The organism is Streptomyces sp. NPDC001381 (assembly GCF_042895685.1).
Taxonomy (GTDB): domain Bacteria; phylum Actinomycetota; class Actinomycetes; order Streptomycetales; family Streptomycetaceae; genus Streptomyces.
Genome location: NZ_JBIAWO010000008.1, coordinates 240941 through 263767 on the forward strand (window position 1 = coordinate 240941; position 22827 = coordinate 263767).

17 protein-coding genes and 1 pseudogene are annotated in these 22827 nt (G+C 73.1%); 13 read left to right on the plus strand and 5 right to left on the minus strand.

The annotated features are described in order from the left end of the window. The first annotated feature begins 171 nt into the window (after window positions 1–171). The 5 genes and pseudogenes from ACFY2L_RS30465 to ACFY2L_RS30485 all read left to right on the plus strand — a co-directional run bounded on the left by ACFY2L_RS30465 (window position 172) and on the right by ACFY2L_RS30485 (window position 4572). Window positions 172–993: a universal stress protein gene (locus ACFY2L_RS30465; protein WP_390823988.1), complete on the plus strand. Its 822-nt coding sequence runs from the start codon at window positions 172–174 to the stop codon at window positions 991–993. A gap of 338 nt (window positions 994–1331) precedes the next feature. Then, window positions 1332–1553, plus strand: a pseudogene (locus ACFY2L_RS30470) (potassium-transporting ATPase subunit KdpA); the annotation flags it as partial. Between the two features lie 201 nt (window positions 1554–1754). Beyond that, window positions 1755–3056 (plus strand): 4-carboxymuconolactone decarboxylase, encoded by a 1302-nt coding sequence (gene pcaC, locus ACFY2L_RS30475; RefSeq protein ID WP_390658860.1) that lies wholly within the window; start codon window positions 1755–1757, stop codon window positions 3054–3056. A 70-nt stretch (window positions 3057–3126) separates the two neighbouring features. After that, a complete protein-coding gene (locus tag ACFY2L_RS30480; RefSeq protein ID WP_390658859.1) occupies window positions 3127–3762 on the plus strand; it encodes an MBL fold metallo-hydrolase in 636 nt (211 codons plus the stop codon). Between the two features lie 30 nt (window positions 3763–3792). Beyond that, a complete protein-coding gene (locus ACFY2L_RS30485) occupies window positions 3793–4572 on the plus strand; it encodes an exodeoxyribonuclease III (RefSeq protein WP_390823989.1) in 780 nt (259 codons plus the stop codon). A 1-nt stretch (window position 4573) separates the two neighbouring features. On the opposite strand, the gene ACFY2L_RS30490 is transcribed toward ACFY2L_RS30485, so the two are convergent. After that, window positions 4574–6640: an SGNH/GDSL hydrolase family protein gene (locus ACFY2L_RS30490; RefSeq protein WP_390823990.1), complete on the minus strand. Its 2067-nt coding sequence runs from the start codon at window positions 6638–6640 to the stop codon at window positions 4574–4576. 164 nt (window positions 6641–6804) lie between these two features. On the opposite strand from ACFY2L_RS30490, the gene ACFY2L_RS30495 reads away from it, so the two are divergent. Together ACFY2L_RS30495 and ACFY2L_RS30500 are read left to right on the plus strand one after the other, a co-directional pair. Beyond that, window positions 6805–7224: a DUF6278 family protein gene (locus ACFY2L_RS30495; RefSeq protein ID WP_390658856.1), complete on the plus strand. Its 420-nt coding sequence runs from the start codon at window positions 6805–6807 to the stop codon at window positions 7222–7224. Between the two features lie 134 nt (window positions 7225–7358). Beyond that, the gene (locus ACFY2L_RS30500) at window positions 7359–8102 is read left to right on the plus strand and encodes an amino acid ABC transporter ATP-binding protein (RefSeq protein WP_390658855.1); all 744 of its coding nucleotides are present in this window, start codon (window positions 7359–7361) and stop codon (window positions 8100–8102) included. A 161-nt stretch (window positions 8103–8263) separates the two neighbouring features. Here the strand turns inward: ACFY2L_RS30500 and ACFY2L_RS30505 are convergent, their stop codons facing one another. Both ACFY2L_RS30505 and ACFY2L_RS30510 read right to left on the minus strand, forming a co-directional pair. Beyond that, window positions 8264–9817 carry an alpha/beta fold hydrolase gene (locus ACFY2L_RS30505; protein WP_390824006.1) on the minus strand — a complete coding sequence of 518 codons (1554 nt, stop codon included), beginning with the start codon at window positions 9815–9817 and terminating at the stop codon, window positions 8264–8266. A gap of 97 nt (window positions 9818–9914) precedes the next feature. Then, the gene (locus ACFY2L_RS30510) at window positions 9915–10661 is read right to left on the minus strand and encodes a hypothetical protein (RefSeq protein ID WP_390658854.1); all 747 of its coding nucleotides are present in this window, start codon (window positions 10659–10661) and stop codon (window positions 9915–9917) included. 143 nt (window positions 10662–10804) lie between these two features. Here ACFY2L_RS30510 and ggt point away from each other — a divergent pair, with 143 nt between their 5' ends. Beyond that, on the plus strand, window positions 10805–12616 hold the full coding sequence (gene ggt / locus ACFY2L_RS30515; protein ID WP_390823991.1) for a gamma-glutamyltransferase: 1812 nt from the start codon (window positions 10805–10807) through the stop codon (window positions 12614–12616). A 22-nt stretch (window positions 12617–12638) separates the two neighbouring features. Here the strand turns inward: ggt and ACFY2L_RS30520 are convergent, their stop codons facing one another. Together ACFY2L_RS30520 and map are read right to left on the minus strand one after the other, a co-directional pair. Then, window positions 12639–15182 carry an ATP-dependent Clp protease ATP-binding subunit gene (locus ACFY2L_RS30520; protein ID WP_390823992.1) on the minus strand — a complete coding sequence of 848 codons (2544 nt, stop codon included), beginning with the start codon at window positions 15180–15182 and terminating at the stop codon, window positions 12639–12641. Window positions 15183–15455: 273 nt separating this feature from the next. After that, entirely contained in the window at window positions 15456–16232 is a 777-nt protein-coding gene (map, locus tag ACFY2L_RS30525; RefSeq protein WP_390658851.1) for a type I methionyl aminopeptidase, read from the minus strand. Between the two features lie 32 nt (window positions 16233–16264). On the opposite strand from map, the gene ACFY2L_RS30530 reads away from it, so the two are divergent. From ACFY2L_RS30530 to ACFY2L_RS30550, 5 genes are all read left to right on the plus strand, one after another. Next, the gene (locus ACFY2L_RS30530; protein ID WP_390658850.1) at window positions 16265–16516 is read left to right on the plus strand and encodes a helix-turn-helix domain-containing protein; all 252 of its coding nucleotides are present in this window, start codon (window positions 16265–16267) and stop codon (window positions 16514–16516) included. A 157-nt stretch (window positions 16517–16673) separates the two neighbouring features. Continuing rightward, complete coding sequence (locus tag ACFY2L_RS30535; RefSeq protein ID WP_390823993.1) at window positions 16674–18710, plus strand: hypothetical protein; 2037 nt, start codon at window positions 16674–16676, stop codon at window positions 18708–18710. Window positions 18711–18892: 182 nt separating this feature from the next. Next, window positions 18893–19735: a nitrilase-related carbon-nitrogen hydrolase gene (locus tag ACFY2L_RS30540; RefSeq protein ID WP_390658848.1), complete on the plus strand. Its 843-nt coding sequence runs from the start codon at window positions 18893–18895 to the stop codon at window positions 19733–19735. Further along, a complete protein-coding gene (locus ACFY2L_RS30545) occupies window positions 19732–21015 on the plus strand; it encodes an aspartate aminotransferase family protein (RefSeq protein WP_390658847.1) in 1284 nt (427 codons plus the stop codon). Before ACFY2L_RS30540 ends, ACFY2L_RS30545 begins: the two co-directional genes overlap by 4 nt. A 43-nt stretch (window positions 21016–21058) precedes the next feature. Continuing rightward, window positions 21059–22645, plus strand: coding sequence for a PucR family transcriptional regulator (locus ACFY2L_RS30550; RefSeq protein ID WP_390658846.1), 1587 nt, complete (start codon window positions 21059–21061; stop codon window positions 22643–22645). The last annotated feature ends 182 nt before the right edge of the window (window positions 22646–22827 follow it).

Here is a 22827-nt window from a genome sequence, read left to right on the forward strand (position 1 = left end):
TGCCCACGCAGTGCGCATGCGGGACGGTGGAAGGGAGAGGAAGGGAGCCTGCTCCTCGACGGGCCGCACGCGGCAGCAGGAGGAGGACGTCACCAGGGTCTGCCGCGGTCCCGGCGACCTGCACCGGTCCGGCGGCGACCAGGGAATTCGACATGAACCCCGGGAGAGGCGATGACTGATCCGATCGTGGTCGGGGTCGACGGCTCCGGGCGCAGCCTGAGGGCCCTGCTGTGGGCCGCGCAAGAGGCGTCACTGCACCGTTGCCCGCTGCGCATCGTCCACGTGCTGTCCCTCGAACCGGGTCCGGTGCCGGATTCCCGGATCGTGAGTGAGGCCACCGCGATTGCCGGGCAAGCCCACCCCGGGCTGGAGGTGGTCTCTGCCGAGTTCGACGGCACGCCGGCGGCCGCGTTCCTCTCCGAGTCCGAGCGGGCGCACACCGTGGCTCTGGGTGCCAAGGGCAGAGGAGGCTTCGGGACCTTGATGCTCGGTTCGGTCGCCCTGCAGGTCGTCGGACATGCCGCGAGCCCGGTGGTCGTCGTCAGCCACGTTCCTCTCGACCAGGGCCGCATCACTGTCGGTGCCGACGGTTCGGCGCACTCCCAGGCCGCTCTGGAGTACGCCTTCAAGGAGGCGTCCTTGCGTGGTGCACAGCTTCAGGCACTGTACGCCTGGAGGCCCCCCGGGGGGCCTGCGCCGGTCAGCCCTGCCCAGGACGAGGCGGACGCGGAGCACCGGCGTGCACTGCAGGAGTGGCTTGCTCCGCTGCGCCAAAAGTATCCGGACGTGGCGGTCGTGGAGGAATTGGCACACGAATCCCCGGTTCTCGCCCTGGCCCGTGCCTCTGACCGGTCCGACCTTCTGGTCGTCGGCTCCCGCGGTCGCGGCGGCTTCCGCGGGCTGGCCCTCGGCTCGGTCAGCCACGCTCTTCTCCAGTACTCCATGTGCCCCATGGCGGTCATCCGTCCGCATACGCAACCGGCCCCGTCGTGACCCGCCCGCCTCGGCTGCGCACGGCGGCATGGGGGAGGCGCTGAACGCCGGCCGGGGTGCGGGCCTGTGGGCGCCGGACTGCCGGGAGGCGGCGTTCCCGCGCCCGTCCGTCCCATGGCAGTCCACGGCAAGCGCTCGAACCCCGGCGTCGGCCAGGGCTGACGGGTGGTCATCGGTCTGCGATCCGTACCACGGTGAGTGTCTGCGCCGTGCCTCCTGCGGGAGAACGTTGAGAAGCCGCTCGTCGCCGTCCGGACCAGCGGCGTTCCCGGACGGCAGGACCCTCTGGACGCTCCGGGGCGAGCACCCCGCATCCGGGGCGAGGCCGGATCACGGCGGGCCTGGCGATGATCCTGGGCCGGTTCCTGCCGATGGTGTTCGTGCCGGCGCTGGCCGGCTCGCTCGCCGGACAGAAGCCCGCACCGGTGGCCGCGGGCACCCTGCGCACCGAGAAGCCGCTGTTCACCGGCCTGCCCGTGGGCGCGATCCTGATCGGCACCGGTCCGCCCTTCTTCCGCGCTCCGGCGCTGGGGCCGCTCGCCGAGGGGCCGGCGTCATGACGACCGACGTGACGAAGCACGAGGACGCTGACGTGATGGCTGGCCTGATGGCTGACCGTGGCGCTCCATGTCGTCCGGTGCCGAGCGCTGCGCTCGGCCGGGACCTGACCCTGCCGTTTCGGCCTTCGTGGCACGATGTGGTCAGCCTTCGTGCAGGCCCCCGCTCCAGGGGCTTCCGTGAGAGATGAGAGGGTCTGACGGGTGAGCGAGACACCACCGAACACCCTGCAATACCGCTTTGACGGGCCAGAAGACGCACCTGTCCTGATCCTGGGTCCCTCCCTGGGCACCACCTGGCACATGTGGGACCGTCAGGTCCCCGAACTCGCCCAGCAGTGGCGGATCTTCCGCTTCGACCTGCCCGGACACGGCGGTGCCCCGGCCTACCCGGCGGGCTCCGTCGCCGATCTCGCCGAGCGTCTGCTCGCCACGCTCGACGGCCTCGGTGTGCAGCGCTTCGGCTACGCGGGCTGCGCGTTCGGCGGCGCGGTCGGCGTGGAGCTGGCGCTGCGTCACCCGGAGCGGGTCGCCTCGCTCGCGCTGATCGCGGCCTCGCCGCGGTTCGGCACGGCGGACGAGTTCCGCCAGCGCGGGGTGATCGTCCGGACGAACGGGCTCGACCCCATCGCCCGCACCTCGCCCGACCGCTGGTTCACCGGCGGGTTCGCGGCGGCGCAGCCCGCGATCACCGAGTGGGCGGTGCAGATGGTGCGCACCACCGACCCCGGTTGCTACATCGCGGCCTGCGAGGCGCTCGCCGCGTTCGACGTCCGCGCCGAGCTCGGCCGGGTCGGCGTCCCGACGCTGGTCCTGGTCGGCTCCGACGACCAGGTCACCGGCCCCGCCGAGGCACGCACCCTGGTCGCCGGGATCCCCGACGCCCGCCTGGCCGTCGTACCCGGCGCCTCCCACCTGGTCCCGGTGGAGCAGCCCGCGGCCGTCACCGATCTCCTCGTACGGCACTTCTCCACCGCGTGGCAGCCCGCCTACGAGTCCAGCACCGGACAGACGGCCGTGCCGGGCATCCCCGTCCGGGCGGTCGTGACCGCGCCCCCGCAGGCGGTGCCCATCGCCGAGATCGCGCCCGCACCCGTCGTCGAGCCGCCGCAGGTCATGGGCCGCCCGGACCCGTACGACGCCGGGCTGAAGGTGCGCCGCGAGGTCCTCGGGGACGCGCACGTGGACCGGGCGCTGTCGCAGGCCGACGACTTCTCGGGCGACTTCCAGGAGTTCATCACCCGCTACGCCTGGGGCGAGATCTGGGACCGTCCCGGCCTGGACCGGCGCTCCCGCTCCTGCGTCACGCTCACCGCGCTCGTCGCCGGCGGCCACCTCGACGAACTCGCCTTCCACACCCGGGCCGCCCTGCGCAACGGCCTCACGCCCGACGAGATCAAGGAGGTGCTGCTCCAGGCGGCGGTCTACTGCGGCGTACCGGCGGCGAACAGCGCCTTCCGGGTGGCGCAGCAGATCATCCGCGAGGAGACCACGCCGACGGAGTGATCGTCAGCCGGGGAGTGGGAGCACCAGGCTGAGCCGCCCGAGGCCGCCCGGGACGCGGCAGGATGGAGCCATGAAGCTCACGAAGAAGTCGCACGCCTGCGTCCGTCTCGAGAAGGACGGGCGCACGCTCGTCCTCGACCCGGGCGGATTCAGCGAGCCGGACGCGGCCCTCGGCGCCGAGGCGATCCTGGTCACGCACGAACACCCCGACCACTTCAGCGAGGAGCGGCTGCGGGCCGCGCTGGACGCCGATCCGGCCACCGAGATCTGGACCCTCCGGTCGGTCGCGGAGAAGATCTCCGCCGCCTTCCCGGGCCGCGTCCACACCGTCGGCCACGGCGACACCTTCACCGCCGCCGGCTTCGACGTCCAGGTGCACGGCGAACTGCACGCGGTCATCCACCCCGACATCCCGCGCATCACCAACGTCGGCTACCTGATCGACGGCGGCCGCGTCTTCCACCCGGGCGACGCCCTGACGGTCCCCGACCGCGCCGTGGAGACGCTGATGCTTCCGGTCATGGCCCCCTGGAGCAAGATCTCCGAGGTCATCGACTACGTGCGCGAGGTGAAGCCGCAGCGCGCCTACGACATCCACGACGCCCTCCTCACCGACCTCGCCCGCCCCATCTACGACAACCAGATCGGCGCCCTCGGCGGCGCGGAGCACCTGCGGCTGGCGCCCGGGGAGAGCACGGCCCTGTGAGTGTCGGTGGCGCCCGGTAGGTTGTGAGGCATGCGCATCGCGACCTGGAACGTCAACTCGATCACCGCCCGCCTGCCGAGGCTGCTGGCCTGGCTGGAGAGCAGCGGCACCGACGTGCTCTGCCTCCAGGAGGCCAAGGTCGCCGAGGAGCAGTTCCCGTTCGACCAGCTGCGCGAGCTGGGCTACGAGGCGGCGGTCCACGCCACCGGGAGGTGGAACGGCGTGGCGGTGATCTCCCGCGTCGGCATCGAGGACGTCGTCAAGGGCCTGCCCGGCGACCCGGGCTACGACGGAGCACCGGAGCCCCGCGCCATCTCCGCGACCTGCGGTCCCGCCCGCGTCTGGTCGGTGTACGTGCCCAACGGGCGGGAGGTGGACCACCCGCACTACGCCTACAAGCTCCTGTGGTTCGAGGCGCTGAAGGCCGCCGTCGCCGGTGACGCCGCCGGCAGCCGCCCCTTCGCCGTCCTGGGCGACTACAACGTGGCGCCGACGGACGACGACGTCTACGACGTGGCCGCCTTCGAGGGCCTCACGCATGTCACCCCGGCCGAGCGCGCGGCCCTGGCGTCCCTGCGCGAGGCGGGCCTGTCCGACGTGGTCCCGCGCCCCCTGAAGTACGAGCACCCGTTCACGTACTGGGACTACCGCCAGCTCTGCTTCCCCAAGAACCGCGGCATGCGCATCGACCTGGTATACGGCAACGAACCGTTCGCGAAGGCCGTCAAGGACGCCTACGTCGACCGTGAGGAGCGCAAGGGCAAGGGCGCCTCGGACCACGCGCCCGTGGTGGTCGACCTGGACGTGTAGCTCACAGCGCCCCGAGGTCCACGGCCTCCGCGAGCGCCGCGTACCCCGCGTCCCCGGGGTGCAGGTGGTCCCCGCTGTCGTACGCGGGCAGCATGCGCGCCGGGGCGGCGGGGTCGCGCAGGGCGCGGTCGAAGTCGAGGACGCCGTCGAACGCGCCGGCGTCGCGGATCCACGCGTTGAGCGCGGCCCGCTCGGTCTCCACGGCCGGTGTGCACCGCGCGGAGCCCCCGCAGGGCGGCAGCGTCGCTCCGAGCACCCGCACCCCGCGCTCCCGCGCCCGTTCCGCGATCTCCCGCAGCCCGGCGATCACCTCCGCCGCCGTCGCCCGGGCCCGCAGGTCGTTGATGCCCTCGAACACCACCAGCGTCCGTACCGACGTCTGCGCGAACACGTCCCGGTCGAGGCGGTGCAGCGCGCTCACCCCGGCGACGACGGTGGACACCCCGTCGCCGGGATAGCGGTCGGCGAGGACCCGGTTGCCGGCGATCCCGGCGTTCAGGACGCCGAAACGCGGCACGGCGTGCTGCGCGCGCAGCCGGGCGGCCAGGGCGTCCGGCCAGCGCCGGCCGGCGTCCACCGTGGACCGGTCCCCGTCGGTGATCGAGTCCCCCAGCAGCACCACCGACCCCGGCCCGCCGGCCACGTCCACCCCGGTCAGCAGCGGCCAGGTGGTGATCGTCCCGGTGTACGCCGTCCCGCCCGCGTCCGCCGTGTGATCACCCGGCTCGCTGACGTACGAGCGCTGCACCGCGAGCCCGTGCAGGGGCACCGAGGCCACCGTGCCGGGCAGATGGAGACTCACCAGCAGATCACCCCCGTCCGGCACGGCGAAGGCCAGCGGATCGCTGACCACCTGCGCCCCGGCGGGCACCTCAACACCCCGCTCACCCCCGAACCCCACCGGCACGGGCACCCCTTGCGCGACCGCCCCCTTCCGGCCGCCCGCGCTCCCGTCCGGCACGGGGAAGACGGGCGGATCGCCGACCGTGCGTGCCTCGGTGGGTACGTGAAGGCCCCGCTCACCCGTGAACCCCACCGGCGCGGGTGCCCCGTGGGTGACCGCCCCCTTCCGGCCGCCCGGGCTCCCGTCCGGCTCGGCGAAGGCGAGCGGATCGCCGACCGTCCGTGCCTCGGTGGGCACGTCAACACCCCGCCGGCCCCCGAAGCCCACCGGCGCGGGTGCCGTCCGCGTGACCGTGCCGGTGTCGGGCCGTGCCGCCGGGTGGACGCCGGGCCCGGGCGGTACCGCGACGGTCCGGGCGCCCGCCGCTCCCGCCGCCCGCAGGGCCACCGTCGCCGCTCCGATGCGTACCGGTGCCGGGGCGAAGGTGTTGTCGAAGCGCAGCCGCACCCACCGCCCGCCCGTCGAGACGTGCACCACCAGCCGCAGGGTCCGGCCGGTCCACGGGCCCACCGCCGGCCGCCCCGACGTGGCCGCCGCCCAGGTGCCCGTCCGGCCCGGTGAGGACTCCCGCACGGCCAGCGCGAACACATGCAGACGCGGGGCGACCGGCAGCCGCACCGAGGCGACCTCGCGCCCGCGCACCAGCGGGACCGTCACGACGTACAGCCGGGCCCGCTCGGCGAGCAGCCCGCCGGGGGTGGCGATGTGCGGCAGGGCGAGCACCGTGGCGCCGAGCGGGCCGGTGCGCCAGTCGGGGGCGGTGAGCCGGTACGGGGAGCGGGAACCGTCGGCGTACGTGACGCTGCCCGCGCCGCCCGCCTCCCGGCCGCCCGTGCTCGTGACCAGGAAGGCCAGCGCGTCGCCGCGCCCGCGGACGCGCACGGTCTGCCCGGCGGCGCGCACGTTGTCGGGGGCGCCCGGCGGGCGGCGCGGCCAGGTCAGCCGGGCGCCCCGCAGGGTCAGCGTGCGCCCCGGCGTCCAGCCCGCCGCGGCCAGGTCCGACGCCACGAGCGCGGCGCCCGTACCGTCGAGGTCCGCCCGCGCCGCGTTGTCGTACAGGGTCTCCAGCGGCGGGGGCGGCGGGGGCGTCGCCGCCTGCGCGGGGGTGAGGAGCAGCCCGCACAGGGCGAGGACCAGCGGGAACTCCCGGACACGTCGGCGCACGTACCGACTCCTCCCGTACACCGGCGGCCAACAGCGCCTCGCGACGCTAGGGACCGGCCGCGTGCCGGTCAACGCGCCATGCCCGCCCGGGCCGCGAATTCGACCGTAAGCACGCGCCAGCGCGCCTGTGGTGCGTACGTCGGTGCGAATGACACGCTGGACGTATGAACATCCCTTTCCTGGGCAACAGGCGCAAGAAGCACGGTGAAGCGGTGCCGGCCGTGGACGCCGAGGGGGTGGCCGAACTCCTCTCCGAATGCGAGCTGCTGCGCTCCCTGGCGGCCCGGGAGGGGATCCGACTCGACGACACCGGGACCTCGTTGGAGGCGCTGGACCAGCTCGTGCCGCGCTGGCGCGACGACGAGGAGATCCTGCCGTGGCTCGGCAACGACGCCGGGCTCTATCTGGGCACGGTCATCGTGCGGACCGTCCCCGGCGCCGCGTGGGACTTCTGGCCGGGCGGGCAGCCCGTCGTCCGGCTGGCGTCGGGGCGGGAGTTCGACGTCGTGACGGCCGGCCACGAGTGGGCGGCGAACGGGGTTCCCGAACTGTCCCAGCTGTACGGTGAGGTGGCCGAGGCCTGAGCCCCGCACACATCCGGCATAAGCGCGGCGTAAATACGGCTAATGCCCGACGGGTGCGTGTCGTGTCATGGGGCCGGGCGGCGCTGGATAGTTTGCGGCAACCACGACACAGCTGAGAGTGAGTAGGGCTGCGGATGGCCGTCGATCCATTGATCGAGCTGCGAGACGTCAACAAGTACTTCGGTGACCTGCATGTTCTGCAGGACATCAACCTCTCCGTCGGCAGGGGGGAGGTGGTCGTGGTCATCGGCCCCTCGGGGTCGGGGAAGTCGACGCTGTGCAGGGCGATCAACCGGCTGGAGACCATCCAGTCCGGCGAGATCCTGCTGGACGGCAAGGCCCTGCCGGGGGAGGGCAAGGAGCTGGCCCGGCTGCGGGCCGACGTCGGCATGGTCTTCCAGTCGTTCAATCTCTTCGCGCACAAGACGGTGCTCGAGAACGTGATACTCGGCCAGGTCAAGGTCCGCAGGACCGACAAGAAGCAGGCCGAGGAGAAGGCCCGCGCCCTCCTCGACCGGGTCGGCGTCGCCGATCAGGCCGACAAGTACCCCGCCCAGCTCTCCGGCGGTCAGCAGCAGCGCGTGGCGATCGCCCGCGCCCTCGCCATGGAACCCAAGGCGATGCTGTTCGACGAGCCCACCTCCGCCCTCGACCCGGAGATGATCAACGAGGTCCTGGAGGTCATGCGGCAGCTCGCCCGGGACGGCATGACCATGATCGTCGTCACCCATGAGATGGGCTTCGCCCGGTCGGCCGCCAACCGCGTGGTGTTCATGGCCGACGGCCGCATCGTCGAGGACCGCACCCCGGACGAGTTCTTCACCAGCCCGCGCAGCGACCGGGCCAAGGACTTTCTGTCCAAGATTCTCAAGCACTGAAGGGGGCGACTAGGATGGGCCGTTCATCCCCCGAAACCGGGATCGCGACCGCCGCCGCGGCAGAACCGGGGACACTGCCAGGTGGTGGGGGACCCTCCGCGGCAACCCGGCCGTAGGGGGCGGCAGTCACAGAGCCCTGCCCGGCCGGCGCCGGCCGGAGATCACTGCTCGCGCAGCGGGACCGACACGTACGACGGGTCGTTCACCGGCGAGGAGAAGGTCAGCCGCGCGCCGGACGGGTTGTGCTCGATGTAGAGCGGGTCGACCGTGTCGACCACCAGGGCGAGCCGATGCCCTGCCGGCACGTCGTAGGCCGTGGAGAACAGTTCCAGGTCGAGACCGAACGGCTTCCCGGGCGTACGCCCGTGGAAGGTGTACGGCGCGTGGGAGACCAGCTTGCCGAGGCCGAGCGGCCCCACGTCGTAGAGGTGGGCGACGAGGGTGCCGCTCTCCGCGGTGGGGGTGACCGTGGTGTGCATCTTCGTGGTGCCGCGCACCTGCCGGGCCGTGGCGTACTTCTCCGACTGCCAGACGGCGGCCCAGTACCGGGGGAGCAGCGGGATCGAGGCGACCGGCGGTACCCGGGCGATCTGGTCGAGGATGCTGGAGAGGAACACGATCCCGCCGTCGGCGCCCGAGTCGACGTTGGTGTGGATCGTGGTCGTGCCGGCGAGGGCGAGCTTCGTGCGGGTCGCGCCCACCGACTTCCAGTCCGGGTAGCCCTCGTAGCCGCCCGTGGAACGGGACTTGAGCTGCACCGGCTGCTCGCGGTCGATGCCGTTGTCCACGCCCTTGAGATAGCGGTCCATCCAGCGCCGGGTGTCGCTCCACACGTCGTTGGGCAGGCCGAACAGGCCGGTGATCTCGGGGGTCGCGTGGTCCCCGGAGCGGAACTCCAGGCGCTTGGGGCCGGTCAGCCGCTCGTAGAAGGCGGCGGTCTGGTTGGGCGGGAAGATGGTGTCGCCCCAGGCGCCCGCGAGCATGACGGCCGTGCCGTTCTTGTCGAGCCGGTCCAGGAAGCTCGCGGGGGAACGTTTCTTCCCCCAGGCCACGATGTCCTTCTCCTTCGCCAGGTCGGAGGAGTAGAAGGCGGAGAACACCTCCCGGGACTCCGCGCTCTGCCGCCCGGCGACCGTGCCCACGGTGTCGAGCAGGGCGGCGGCCTGGAGGTGCTGGGTGCGGCCGGAGTAGATCGAGTCGATCAGATCGCCCCAGCCGCTGAGCGAGGCCACGGCCTTGACGCGCGGGTCGTGCGCGGCGGCCAGCAGGCTGATGCCGGCGCCGTAGGAGACACCCGCCATGCCGATGTGCCGTGCGTCCGAGGGGGTGTGGGCGAGCGCCCAGTCGACCACTTTGGCCGCGTCGGCCACGTCGCGTGGACCGGCCACGTCGATCTCCCCGCCGGACTGCCAGAAGCCGCGCACGTTGTAACTGAGCACGACATAGCCGTCGTCGGCGAGCCTGCGCGCCTGGGCGAGGTACTCGACCTGCGGGAAACCCCAGCTGGTGGGGAGCACGATCAGCGGATAGCGGCGGGTGCCGTCGGCGCCGGCGGGTGTGACCACGTTGGCCTTGAGGACCGTGCCGCCGTCCCCGGCGATGTCGACGTACCGGATGCCGCCGGTGGCGGCCTGCGCGGCGGGGGCGAGGCCGAGGACGCCGCCCGCGACCAGGGAGGCGGAGACGGCGCCGACGGCGGTCGTGCGCAGGGCCATGCGGTGGGGTCGTCCCACGGGTCACTCCTCGACATGCGTCCAGCAAAGTGACCCGACGGTAACCGGCGCGTCTTACCGGAAGTAACCCGCCGGTAAGTTACGTGGCAGTAACGATTGTTGTGTCCGGCAGGGGTGCCTGGGCCGCCCGCGTCACGTCCTCGACCAGTTCGACCACATCGGGGCCGTACGCCTGGGAGTTGATCACCTTCAGGAGCAGGACGAAGGAACCGTTGCCGTGCTTGCGGGCCAGTCGCTCGTGGTTGCGGACGAGGTAGCGGGTGGCGGCCTGGTTGTTGATGGCGCGCTGGCCGCAGAACAGGAACACCGGCCGTGCCTCACGCCGCTGACTCGCGGTGAGCCGGGCCAGCAGGACGTACTCGGTGACGCCCGCCTCCATGCGGTAGTGCTCGCCGCCGATCTGGAACGCCAGCCGGTCCGGCCCCGGTTCCCGGTCGGTGTTGACACGCACCCCGGGCAGCATGGCGCTGATGTGGGCCGCCATGCGCCGGTTCGACCCCGGGCCGCCGACGCAGAACTCCGTCCGCTCGCCGAAGCCCTGCCGGGCCGCGTCCTGGGTGACGACCTCCGCGCCCGCTCCGCAGTCCTTGATGAGCGCGGCCAGCTCCAGCAGGGCGAACACGTCGTGGCGGTGCACCGCGAGATCGGGGCTGCCCGCGTCGCGGTTGACGACGAGCAGGCACTCCGAGTTCTCGGGCAGCCCGAAGAACGCCTGCTTGCGCCGGAGTTTGCGCCGCCACAGGTAGGTGCGGGCCACCCAGCCGAGCGCGGCGCTGAGGCCGGTCGCGATGACCCCCAGGACGATGTTGCGCACGTCGTCGTTCATGGGCGCGCATGCTAGCGGGCCGACACGACCTTTACGTACCCGTGTTCGAGGTGTGGCAGACGTATGACAGTGCCCGGAAGGAGGCTGTCGAGGCCCTGTGAATGTGGTTACGCTGCGCGGACGGTCCTGGACTGGAGGTACGGATGCGTCGCCCTGTCGCGCGGAAACTGTCGGTCCTGGCGGTCTCGGCCGCCGTGGTCACGGTGGGGGCGGCAGCGCCACCCGCCGCACAGAGAACGGCCGTTGAGAAGGTCCCGGTCGCCGTCGGCTACGGCGGCGCCGTCGCCAGCGTCGACGCGGACGCGTCCGCCGCCGGTATCGAGGTGCTGAGGAAGGGCGGCAACGCCGTCGACGCGGCCGTCGCCACCGCCGCCGCCCTCGGTGTCACCGAGCCCTACTCCTCCGGCATCGGCGGCGGCGGCTACTTCGTCTACTACGACGCCAGGTCCCGTTCCGTGCACACCATCGACGGCCGGGAGACCGCCCCGCTGACCGCGGGCACCGACCTGTTCCTGGAGAACGGCTCCCCGCTCGCCTTCGCCGACGCCGTCAGCAGCGGCCTGAGCGTCGGTACCCCGGGCACCCCCGCCACCTGGGCGACCGCGCTGGACAAGTGGGGCAGCAGGAAACTCGGTACGGTCCTCAGGCCCGCCGAGCGCATCGCCCGCGACGGCTTCACCGTCGACAGCACCTTCCGCTCCCAGACCGCAGCCAACGAGACCCGCTTCCGCTACTTCCCGGACACGGCGAAGCTGTTCCTGCCCGGCGGACAACTCCCCGTCGTCGGCTCGACGTTCAAGAACCCCGACCTCGCCGAGACCTACGAGGAGCTGGGCCGCAAGGGCGTCGCCGCGCTCTACCGGGGCGACCTCGGCGAGGACATCGTCGACACGGTCAACAGGCCGCCCGTGGACCCCGCCTCCGGCTGGAAGGCGCGCCCCGGCAAGCTGTCCGCCAAGGACCTCACCGCCTACCGCGCCAAGCTCCAGGCGCCCACGAGGACGACGTACCGCGGTCTCGGCGTCTACTCCATCGCGCCCTCGTCCTCCGGCGGCACGACCGTCGGCGAGGCCCTCAACATCCTCGAGAAGACGGACCTGTCCAAGGCGAGCGAGGTGCAGTACCTGCACCACTTCGTCGAGGCGAGCCGGATCGCCTTCGCCGACCGGGGACGCTGGGTCGGCGACCCCGCCTTCGAGGACGTACCCACGAAGGAACTGCTGTCGCAGAAGTACGCCGACTCGCGCGCCTGCCTCATCAAGGACGACGCGGTGCTCACCAGCCCGGTGGCGCCCGGCGACCCGCGCCACCCGGCCGCCTGCGACAGCGCCGGCACGGCGGCGCCCACCACCTACGAGGGCGAGAACACCACGCATCTGACGGTGGCCGACAAGTGGGGCGACGTCGTCTCCTACACGCTCACCATCGAGCAGACCGGCGGCAGCGGCATCACCGTCCCCGGCCGGGGCTTCATCCTCAACAACGAGCTGACGGACTTCTCCTTCGCCCCGGCCAACCCGGCCGTGCACGACCCGAACCTGCCCGGCCCGGGCAAGCGGCCGCGGTCCTCGATCTCGCCCACGATCGTCCTCGACCGGCACGACCGGCCGGTGGTGGCGCTCGGCTCGCCCGGCGGCGCGACCATCATCACGACCGTGCTGCAGACCCTCACCGAGTTCCTGGACCGTGGCCTGCCCCTGGTCGACGCGATCGCCGCGCCGCGCGCCAGCCAGCGCAACGCGGCCCAGACGGAACTGGAACCCGCCCTCTACGACGCCACCGGCGCGGGCAGCCTGCGGTCCCGGCTGGAAGCGATCGGGCACTCGTTCAAGCCGAACGCGGAGATCGGCGCGGCGACGGGCGTGCAGCGGCTGCCGGACGGCAGGTGGCTGGCCGCCGCCGAGACCGTACGGCGCGGCGGCGGCTCCGCACAGGTCGTCCGTCCGGCCCCGTAACAGCGGCCTCACAGCACCGGCGTCAGGGTTCGGCGGTGGGGGCGGGCGGCTGCGTACGGAACGCCAGCCGCCCGCCCTCGACCTCCACCCGCACCCGGTCCCCGTCCTTGACCCGGCCGTCCAGCAGCAGCCTGGACAGCTGGTTGTCGACCTCGCGCTGGATGGTGCGGCGCAACGGGCGGGCGCCGTACTCGGGCTGGTAGCCGCGCTCGGCGAGCCAGTCGACCGCCTCGGCCGCGAACTCGACGCCGATGCCCTGCGCGTGCAGCAGCCGCCGTGTCTTGTCCAGCAACAGCTCGGTGATCCGCCGCAGTTGATCATCCGTCAGCTGGTGGAAGACGACGATCTCGTCGATGCGGTTGAGGAACTCCGGCCGGAAGTGCTCCCGCAGCGGGCGCAGGATCTGCTCGCGCCGCGCCTCCTCGGCCGCCTCCGTGCCGCCCGGCCCGAAACCGATGCCGGCGCCGCGCCTGCTGATCACCTCCGAACCCAGGTTGCTGGTCATCACGATCACCGCGTTGGTGAAGTCGACCGTGCGGCCCTGGGAGTCGGTCAGCCGCCCGTCGTCCAGGACCTGGAGCAGGATGTTGAAGACGTCCGGGTGGGCCTTCTCCACCTCGTCGAGCAGCAGCAGCGAGTACGGATGCCGGCGCACCACCTCGGTGAGCTGCCCGGCCTCCTCGTGGCCCACGTACCCGGGCGGGGCCCCCACCAGCCGGCTGACCGTGTGCCGTTCCTGGTACTCGCTCATGTCCAGCCGGACCATGCGCTCCTCGCTGCCGAACAGGATCTCCGCGAGCGCCCGGGCGAGCTCCGTCTTGCCGACCCCGGTCGGGCCGAGGAAGAGGAAGCTGCCGATCGGCCGGTCCGGGCTCGACAGTCCCGCGCGTGACCGCAGCACCGCGTCCGAGACGACCCGTACGGCCTCCTCCTGGCCCACGACCCGCTCGTGCAGATGCTCCTCCAGGCCCAGCAGCCGGTCCTTCTCCTCCTGGGTCAGGCTCGCGACCGGGATGCCGGTCTGCCGGGACACCACCTCGGCGACGGCCTCCGCGGTGACCTCCAGATCCATGCCCTCGTCGGCGGCCTCCTCCCCGGTCTCGTCCGCGATGCGCTGCTTCAGCTCGACGATGCGGTCCCGCAACTGCGTGGCCTGCTCGTACTGTTCGTCGGCGACCGCCTGGTCCTTGTCCCGGGCGAGCTGCTCGACCTCGCGCTCCATGGCGCGTACGTCCGTGCCCTTCCTGCGGGCGCCCAGCCGCACCCGGGCTCCGGCCTGGTCGATCAGGTCGATCGCCTTGTCCGGCAGCCGGCGGTCGGTGAGATAGCGGTCCGACAGCTCCACGGCCGCCACCAGCGCCTCGTCGGTGTAGCGGACCTGGTGGTGGGCCTCGTAGCGGTCGCTCAGCCCGCGCAGGATCTCGATCGCGTCCGCGACGGACGGCTCGGGCACCAGGATCGGCTGGAAGCGGCGGGCGAGCGCCGCGTCCTTCTCGATCCGCCGGAACTCCTCCAGCGTCGTCGCCCCCACGATGTGCAGCTCACCCCGGGCCAGGGCCGGCTTGAGGATGTTGCCCGCGTCCATCGAGCCGCCCTCGCCGCCCCCGCCCGCGCCGACGACCGTGTGCAGCTCGTCGATGAAGACGATCAGCTGGTCGGAGTGGGCGCGGATCTCGCCGACGATGGTGTTCAGGCGCTCCTCGAAGTCGCCGCGGTAGCGGGTGCCCGCGACCACCCCGGTCAGGTCCAGGGCGACCACCCTGCGCCCGCCGAGCACGTCCGGGACGTCGCCGTCCGCGATGCGCTGGGCCAGCCCCTCCACGATGGCGGTCTTGCCGACGCCCGCGTCACCGATCAGCACCGGGTTGTTCTTGCCGCGCCGGGACAGCACCTCGATGGTCTGCTCGATCTCGTCCTCCCGCCCGATCACCGGGTCGATACGGCCCTGCCGGGCGAGCTCGGTGAGATCGCGGCCGTACTTGTCCAGGGTGGGCGTGCCGGTGGGCCGCTGCCGCTCGGGGTGGGCCTGGGTCGTCTCCGGGGCCTCCGGAGGCAGTCCCGTCGGGGCGAACCGGGCCGCGTTGAGGATGTGGCCGGCCGCGGAGTCCGGGTTGGCGGCGAGGGCGCTGAGCACATGCTCCGGGCCGATGTATCCCGCGCCCCGGGAGCGGGCCAGCTCGTGCGCGTCCAGCAGGGCGCGCTTGGCGGCCGGGGTCAGGGACAGCGAGGTCGGCGGAGGCGCCTCGCCCGGCGAGTGCTGGACCGGGCCCGACCGCTTGTCGATCTCCGTCGCCAGGGAGTCGGGATCCGCGCCGGCCCGGCTGAGCAGACTGCGGGTCGGCTCCGCCGAGAGGGCCGCGCGCAGCAGGTGCTCGGTGTCCAGGTCGCGGCTGCCGTGCTCGGCGGCGTACTGGGCCGCGCCCCGGACCAGCTCCCGGGCGGGCTGGCTGAGGAGCTGTCCGATGTTGATCTGGCGGGGGCCTGGGCGGGGCCCGCCGAAGAAGCGGGCCAGGAACTCACCGAAGGGGTCGCCGTAGCCCTCCGGGCTGGTGTAGCCGCTGGTCATGGCGTTCCGATCGATCGACGTGCGTATGCCGGTGCCGACGGGTGCCCTGTCCGTGCCGGGCTACACCACGATTGCACGTTCGTTGAGGGGCGGCATGTCCTGCGGGATGCGGTCGTACGGCGGGCGCGGGTGCGGGCCGTGCGGCGGACGGCCGCGCCCACGCGGGGGAGGCGCGGTGTCACCACGCCCGTAGCTGACCCTGCCCCGTACTTGCCCTGCTCCGTAGCTGCCCCTGCCCCGTACTTGCCCTGCCCCGTGCCCGTCTGCCCGGTACTACCCCTGGCGTCGCTCGGTGAGGACCCTCGGGCCGTCCTCCGTGACGGCCACGGTGTGTTCCGTGTGGGCGGCCCGCGAACCGTCGTTCGTCTTGAGGGTCCAGCCGTCCGGGGCCGCGTGGTAGTCGTCCCTGCCGCTCGCGATCAGCATCGGCTCGATCGCGATGACCATGCCGGGGCGCAGACGCAGGCCGCGGCCGGGACGGCCCTCGTTGGGGACCGGGGGATCCTCGTGCATGCTGCGGCCCACGCCGTGGCCCCCGAAGCCGGCGGGGACGCCGTAGCCGCCCGCGCGGCAGACCGCGGCGATCGCGTGGGCGATGTCGCCGATGCGGTTGCCGACGACCGCCGCCTCGATGCCCGCCGCCAGGGCGCTCTCCGCCGTCTCGACCAGCCGGACGTCCGCCGGGCGCGGGCGGCCCACGGTGAAGCTGATCGCCGAGTCGCCGACCCAGCCGTTCAGCCGGGCACCGCAGTCGATGGACACCAGATCTCCGTCGCGCAGACGGTAGCGGGTGGGGATGCCGTGCACGATCGCGTCGTTCACCGAGGCGCAGACGACGGCCGGGAACGGGGTCGGCGCGAAGGCCGGCCGGTAGCCGAGGAAGGGCGAGTCGGCGCCTGCCTCCCGCAGCACCTCCCGCGCCACCTCGTCCAGCTCCAGCAGGGAAACGCCGACGTCAGCGGCCTTGCGCACCGCGATCAGGGCATGCGCCACGACCTGGCCCGCTTCGTACATGGCGTCGATCGACGCCTTCGTCTTCAGTTCCACCATGCCAATTACTATACCGGTATTAGAATGACGGCATGGTGCGCACCCCGTTGACCCCAGAAGAGCGCGAGCGCGGCGAGCGGCTCGGCCGGCTGCTCCGCGAGGCACGCGGCGGCCGGAGCATGACCGAGGTCGCGGCGAGCGCGGGCATCTCCGCCGAGACCCTCCGCAAGATCGAGACCGGACGGGCCCCGACCCCGGCGTTCTTCACCGTCGCCGCGCTCGCCGGGGCGCTCGGACTGTCCATGGACGAACTGGCCGGGCGGTGTGCTCCGGTCGGCGTGTGAGGCGTCTGCGACGGCGTTCGGACGGTGGTGGGCGCTTTCCGGTCAAGATCGAGCGGGACGCCTGCCGCGCCCCCTTTGAAAACTCTTCGTAGCCCGGCTGTAACACAGCTGGTGTTTTCTACGGACCGGAGTGTTCCGGTCGGGCGGGAGTTGGGCGATGGGCTTGGATCAACTCCCGGGCCGGGTGCGGGAGTTCGCGAACCACCTGAACGGGCTGCTGGCGCGCCTCGACCAGGGCGCCGGATGGTGCGCGGTGTTCTGGCAGCGCGATCCCGAGGGTATGCGGGCCTGTCTCGACGGGCGTGAGGTGCCGCCCTGGGACGTGGTGGAGGCCCTGCTCCAGGACCTCGCCGCCGAGTACGGCACGCCGGCCGCCGCCCAGGAGGCGGAGCGCGTACGGTCGCTGCACGCCGCCGCGCTCGCCGCGTACGACGCCCGCCCCGGCGGCCGTGACGCCCTCGGCGACCGCCTCGACGTCATGCTCCGCGAACAGCGCTACGCCGCCGAACGCCAGGCCGAACTCGGGCGCCTGCTCGCCGGCGCGGCCACCCCCGAGGACACCGAGGCCATCCGCCTCGACCTCGCCTGGGCCCACGACGACCATGAACGCGCCGTCGCCCGTTGTGCCGAACTCCGTTACCGGATGGCCGAGTTGGACCGGCGAACGGCGGAGGGCCGGATCGGCGCCGCCGCCCCTCCGGCCCACCGGACCGCCCCACGGGCGCCCACCGCCCCCGCGTACGGAACCTCCCCGGCGTACGCGGACGGAACCGAGAGCGGCCCCGCAGGCGACCCGGGTGGTGCTGGCTACGGAACCGGGTCAGGAGCCGAGCCGGGCGGTTCCGCCCGGGGCATGGGGAGAGGGTCCGGCGGGGGAGGCCCGGCCTATGGCGCCGGGTCTGGGTCCGGCCCTGGCGGTCCGGCCTATGGCGCCGGGTCTGGGTCAGGCCCTGGCGGTCCGGCCTATGGCGCCGGGTCTGGGTCAGGCCCTGGCGGTCCGGCCTATGGCGCCGGGTCTGGGTCAGGCCCTGGCGGTCCGGCCTATGGCACCGGGCCTGGGTCAGGCCCCGGCGGTCCCGCCTATGGCACCGGGCCTGGGTCCGGCCCTGGCGGTCCGGCCTACGGCACTGGGCCTGGGTCCGGCCCTGGCGGTCCCGCCCACAGCACCGAGCCAGGGTTCGGCCCCGGCGGTCCCTCCCACGGCACCGGGAGAGGGGCCGAGCCGGGAGGTCCCGCCCAGGGCAGGGGGACAGGCTCCGGCCGGGGAGGTCCCGCCCACGGCGCCGGCCTCGGCACCGGCACCGACCCCGGCCCCGCCGCTCACCCGGACCCCGCCTCCACACCCGCCCCCGCCCCCGGCTCCGCCCCCGCCCCCCTGGAGCCTCCCGCCCCCGAGCCGGAAGCCGCCGCGTCCCTCGCCGAGGGCGCGTCGGCCGCGCCCGGCAAGGCCTCCCTCCCCAAGCAGCGCAAGCGCCGTCGGGGCGGTGCGCGGTTCGCCGGGATGGCCGAGGAGGACGACGCCCCCGTCGTCGTACCCCCCGCCGCCGGGCCGGCGCTGCCCGCGCCCGCTCCCGCCGCCCGGCGTACCCTCCGCGGCGCGCGGTTCGCCGGGGCCGCCGACCGGGCGGAGCGGCCGCCCCAGCCGCAGCGGGAGCCCCTGGACGCCGAGGCCCGGCAGGAGACGGTCCGGGCCGTGGAACGGCTGGTGGCGCTGCGCGCGGAGGGCCGCAGCGGCGAGGCGCACGCGCTGCTCGTCGAGCTGGCGTACTGGCCGGCCGCCCGTATCCCGCTGCTCGCCGCCGAGTTGCAGCGCGCCGGGCTGAGCGCCGACTGGACCACCCTGCTCTGGGAGGCGGCCTCCCTGCCCGCCGACCGGCTGGTGGAGGCGGCGGACGCCCTGGTCGCCGTGGGGCGTACGGCCGACGGCGAGCAGATCCTGCGGCAGGGTGTCGCCCGCCCGGCCGAGGAGATCGGGCAGGCCGTCCTGCGGCTGGCGGGCGAGGGCCGCCGCCGGGAGGTCCGCGCCCTGCTCGACGCCTACGTCCGCGTCCGCACCCCCGAGGAGGCGGCCCGCAGCGCCGCGCCCGACCCGCAGACCCTCGTCCCTCTCCTGCTGGAGTCCGCCCGGGAAGTCTCGGAGCAACGCCACTGGGACCTGGTCCACGCCCTGCGGGTGGCCGGCTTCACCACCTGAGCGGGGGCGCGTTCCGGTAGGCCGTACGCCCCGCGACTCCCCCACGAGAGTGTGAAACGCGATCGACTCCGCGGGTTAACGACGATGGTCTTGGCAAGCCCCTCCCGGAGGCTTACGTTCGTCCCTCTACGACCGTCGTCTACGGGCGTAGAGGCTCTGACGTCCCGTCGAAGGAGCAGCTCATGACCGAGGTCGTACGCGCCGCACTGGTCCAGGCCACCTGGACCGGCGACACCGAGTCCATGGTGGGGAAACACGAGGAGCACGCCCGTGAGGCGGCCCGGCAGGGCGCCCGGGTGATCGGTTTCCAGGAGGTGTTCAACGCCCCGTACTTCTGCCAGGTCCAGGAGCCGGAGCACTACCGCTGGGCCGAGCCGGTGCCGGACGGGCCGACCGTGCGTCGTATGCAGGAGCTCGCGCGCGAGACGGGCATGGTGATCGTCGTCCCGGTCTTCGAGGTGGAACAGTCGGGCTTCTACTACAACACCGCCGCCGTGATCGACGCCGACGGCTCCTATCTCGGCAAGTACCGCAAGCACCACATCCCGCAGGTCAAGGGCTTCTGGGAGAAGTACTACTTCAAGCCGGGCAACCTCGGCTGGCCCGTCTTCGACACCGCCGTCGGCAAGGTCGGCGTCTACATCTGCTACGACCGCCACTTCCCGGAGGGCTGGCGCCAGCTCGGGCTCAACGGCGCCCAGCTCGTCTACAACCCCTCCGCCACCCACCGCGGTCTGTCCTCCCACCTGTGGCGCCTCGAGCAGCCGGCCGCCGCCGTCGCCAACGAGTACTTCGTCGCGGCGATCAACCGTGTGGGAGTCGAGGAGTACGGGGACAACGATTTCTACGGGACGTCGTACTTCGTCGACCCGCGAGGGCAGTTCGTGGGCGAGGTCGCGAGTGACCGGAGCGAGGAACTCGTCGTCCGCGACCTCGATTTCGACCTGATCGACCGGGTGCGGCAGCAGTGGGCCTTCTACCGCGACCGCCGCCCCGACGCCTACGAAGGGCTGGTGCAGCCGTGAGCGACCTGTACGCGCGTCACCGAGGCGTCCTGCCGGACTGGCTCGCGCTCTACTACGAGGAGCCGCTGGAGATCACCCACGGGGAGGGACGGTACGTCTGGGGCGCCGACGGCACCAGGTACCTCGACTTCTTCGGCGGCATCCTGACGACGATGACCGCCCACGCCCTGCCCGAGGTGACCAAGGCCGTCACCGAGCAGGCCGGCCGGATCGTCCACTCCTCCACCCTGTACCTCAACCGGCCGATGGTCGAACTCGCCGAGCGCATCGCCCAGCTGAGCGGCGTCCCGGACGCCCGCGTCTTCTTCACCACCTCCGGCACCGAGGCCAATGACACCGCCCTGCTGCTCGCCACCACGTACCGGCGCAGCAACACGATCCTGGCGATGCGCAACAGCTACCACGGCCGTTCCTTCAGCGCGGTCGGCATCACCGGCAACCGCGGCTGGTCACCGACCTCGCTGTCCCCGCTGCAGACGCTGTACGTGCACGGCGGGGTGCGCGGCCGCGGCCCGTTCGCCGGGCTCGGCGACGAGGAGTTCATCGCGGCCTGCGTCGACGACCTGAAGGACCTCCTCGGCCACACCCGTCCGCCCGCCGCGCTGATCGCCGAGCCCGTCCAGGGCGTCGGCGGCTTCACCTCGCCCCCGGACGGCCTCTACGCGGCCTTCCGGGACGTGCTGCACGAGCGGGGCATCCTGTGGATCGCCGACGAGGTGCAGACCGGCTGGGGCCGCACCGGCGACCACTTCTGGGGCTGGCAGGCGCACGGCCGCAGCGGCCCGCCGGACATCGTCACCTTCGCCAAGGGCATCGGCAACGGCGCCTCCATCGGCGGCGTGATCGCCCGCGCCGAGATCATGAACTGCCTGGACGCCAACAGCATCTCCACCTTCGGCGGCACCCAGCTCACCATGGCGGCCGGCCTCGCCAACCTCACCTACCTCCTGGAGCACGACCTCCAGGGCAACGCCCGGCGGGTCGGCGGCCTGCTCATCGAGCGGCTGCGGTCCGCGGCCGCCCAGGACCCGGGCGTCCGGGAGGTGCGCGGACGCGGACTGATGATCGGCGTCGAGCTGACGAAGCCCGGCACCGACCGGGCCGACCCGGAGCGGGCGTCCGCCGTGCTGGAGGCGGCCCGGGAGGGCGGCCTGCTGATCGGCAAGGGCGGCGGGCACGACACCAGCGCCCTGCGCATCGCCCCGCCGCTGTCCCTGACCGTCGCGGAGGCCGAGGAGGGCGCCGCGATCCTCGAAAGCGCGCTGAGAAGCACGCGGTAGCAGCACCGGCCCGGGCCGGACGGTTGAGCAAGGGAACACCGCCATGACCACCACCTCGGAGCCCTGGGGCCCCGTCGAGCCCCTGGAACCCGCCCTGTCGGTCCGCCAGGTCCTCTCCCTGGAACGCGTCCTGGCCGGGGACCCCGAGGTGGTCGCCGGGGCGGACCGGCTCGACCGGCCGGTGCGCTGGGTGCACGTCGCCGAGGCCGCCGACGTCGGCGTGATGCTCAGGGGCGGCGAGATGGTCCTCACCACCGGCGTGCTGCTCGCCGGTGACGAGGGCGCGCAGGCCGAGTACATCCGGTCCCTGCACCGGGCCGAGGCGGCCGCCGTGGTCCTCGGCCTGGGGCGCGCCTTCCCCGCCCCGCCGGACGTGATGCGGCGCGCCGCCGAGCGGTGCGGACTGCCCATGGTCGTGCTGCACCGGCCCTTCCCGTTCGCCGAGCTGACCGAGGAGGTGCAGTCCCGGCTCGTACGCCGCAAGTTCGCCGCCGTCAGCCTCTCCGAGGCGGTCCGCACCGCCCTGACCGGGCTGATCACCGCCGGGGCCCCGCTGCAGCGGCTGCTCGACGAGGTCGCCCACCACACCGGCTGCCCCGTCGTCGTCACCAACCTCGCCCACCGGGTGCTGGCCACGGCGGGGGAGCGGTCGGCGGTCGACGACGTGCTGCGGGACTGGGAGCGCATCGCCCGGCAGGCCGGCGGCACCGAGGGAGACGGCTGGATCCGCGCCGAACTGGGCGGTCGTGGCGAGCGGTGGGGACAGATCATGCTGTGCGGCTACCGGGGCGACACCGCCGGCGGGCGGCTGCTCGCCGACCGGGCCGCCGAGGCCCTCGTCCTGCACCGCATGCTCGGCGGCACCTCCGCCCACACCTGGGAGGAGCAGTCCGCGCAGGGCCTGCTGACGGACCTGGTCTCCGGTGTCGTACCCGCGCGGCAGCTGCTGCCGCGGGCCCGCGCGGCCGGACTGCCCGTCAACCGGCGCACCTTCGTCCCGCTGGTGGTACGGGACGGCGATCCCGCCCACCTCGACCGGATGCTCCGGCTGCTGGGGCTGCCCGGCCTGGTCGCGGAACTCGCCGACGGCGCCACCGCCGTGCTGCTGAGCCTCGCCCGCGACCAGGACGCCGAGGCGCTCGCCGCGCACTTCGCGGCCCGGTTGCGCACCGAGTCCGGGGAACCCGCCACGGTCGTCGCCTCGGCCGGTCCGCGCACCGGCTGGGACGACGTCCCGGCCGGGCTGCGCGAGGCCCAGCACGTCGCCGACGCCGTCGCCGACTCCTCGGCCGCCCTCGACCTCCCGCCCGTCGTCCGGCTCAGGGACGTCCATCTGCGCGGCCTGATACGGCTGTTGCGGGACGACCCGCACGTGCAGTCCTTCGCCGAGCGGGAACTGGACGGGCTGCTGTGCGGCACGGCCGCCGACGACCTGCTCGCCGTGCTGCGCACCTATCTGGCCACCGGCCGCAACAAGTCCCGCACCGCGCAGCTCCACCACGTCTCCCGGCCGGCCCTGTACCGCCGGCTGGAGGCCATACAGGCACGGCTCGGAGTGGACCTGGACGACTTCGAACAGGCCGCCTCGGTGCACATCGCGCTGCTCGCGCACGACGCGCAACAGGCGTGACCGAAGGGGCCTGCGCAACAGCCCGGAAACAAGCAACGACCTGCGAAAACGGCGGTGAAACATGGGTCGGCGAAGACGTGACACGGTGGCACGCCGCGCCCGTGCAGACGTGACACGCTGCAACTCAAAGCCCGCTCGCGGACTTCCTAGGCTCCTCGCACACCGAGCGACCGGAGGTCCCG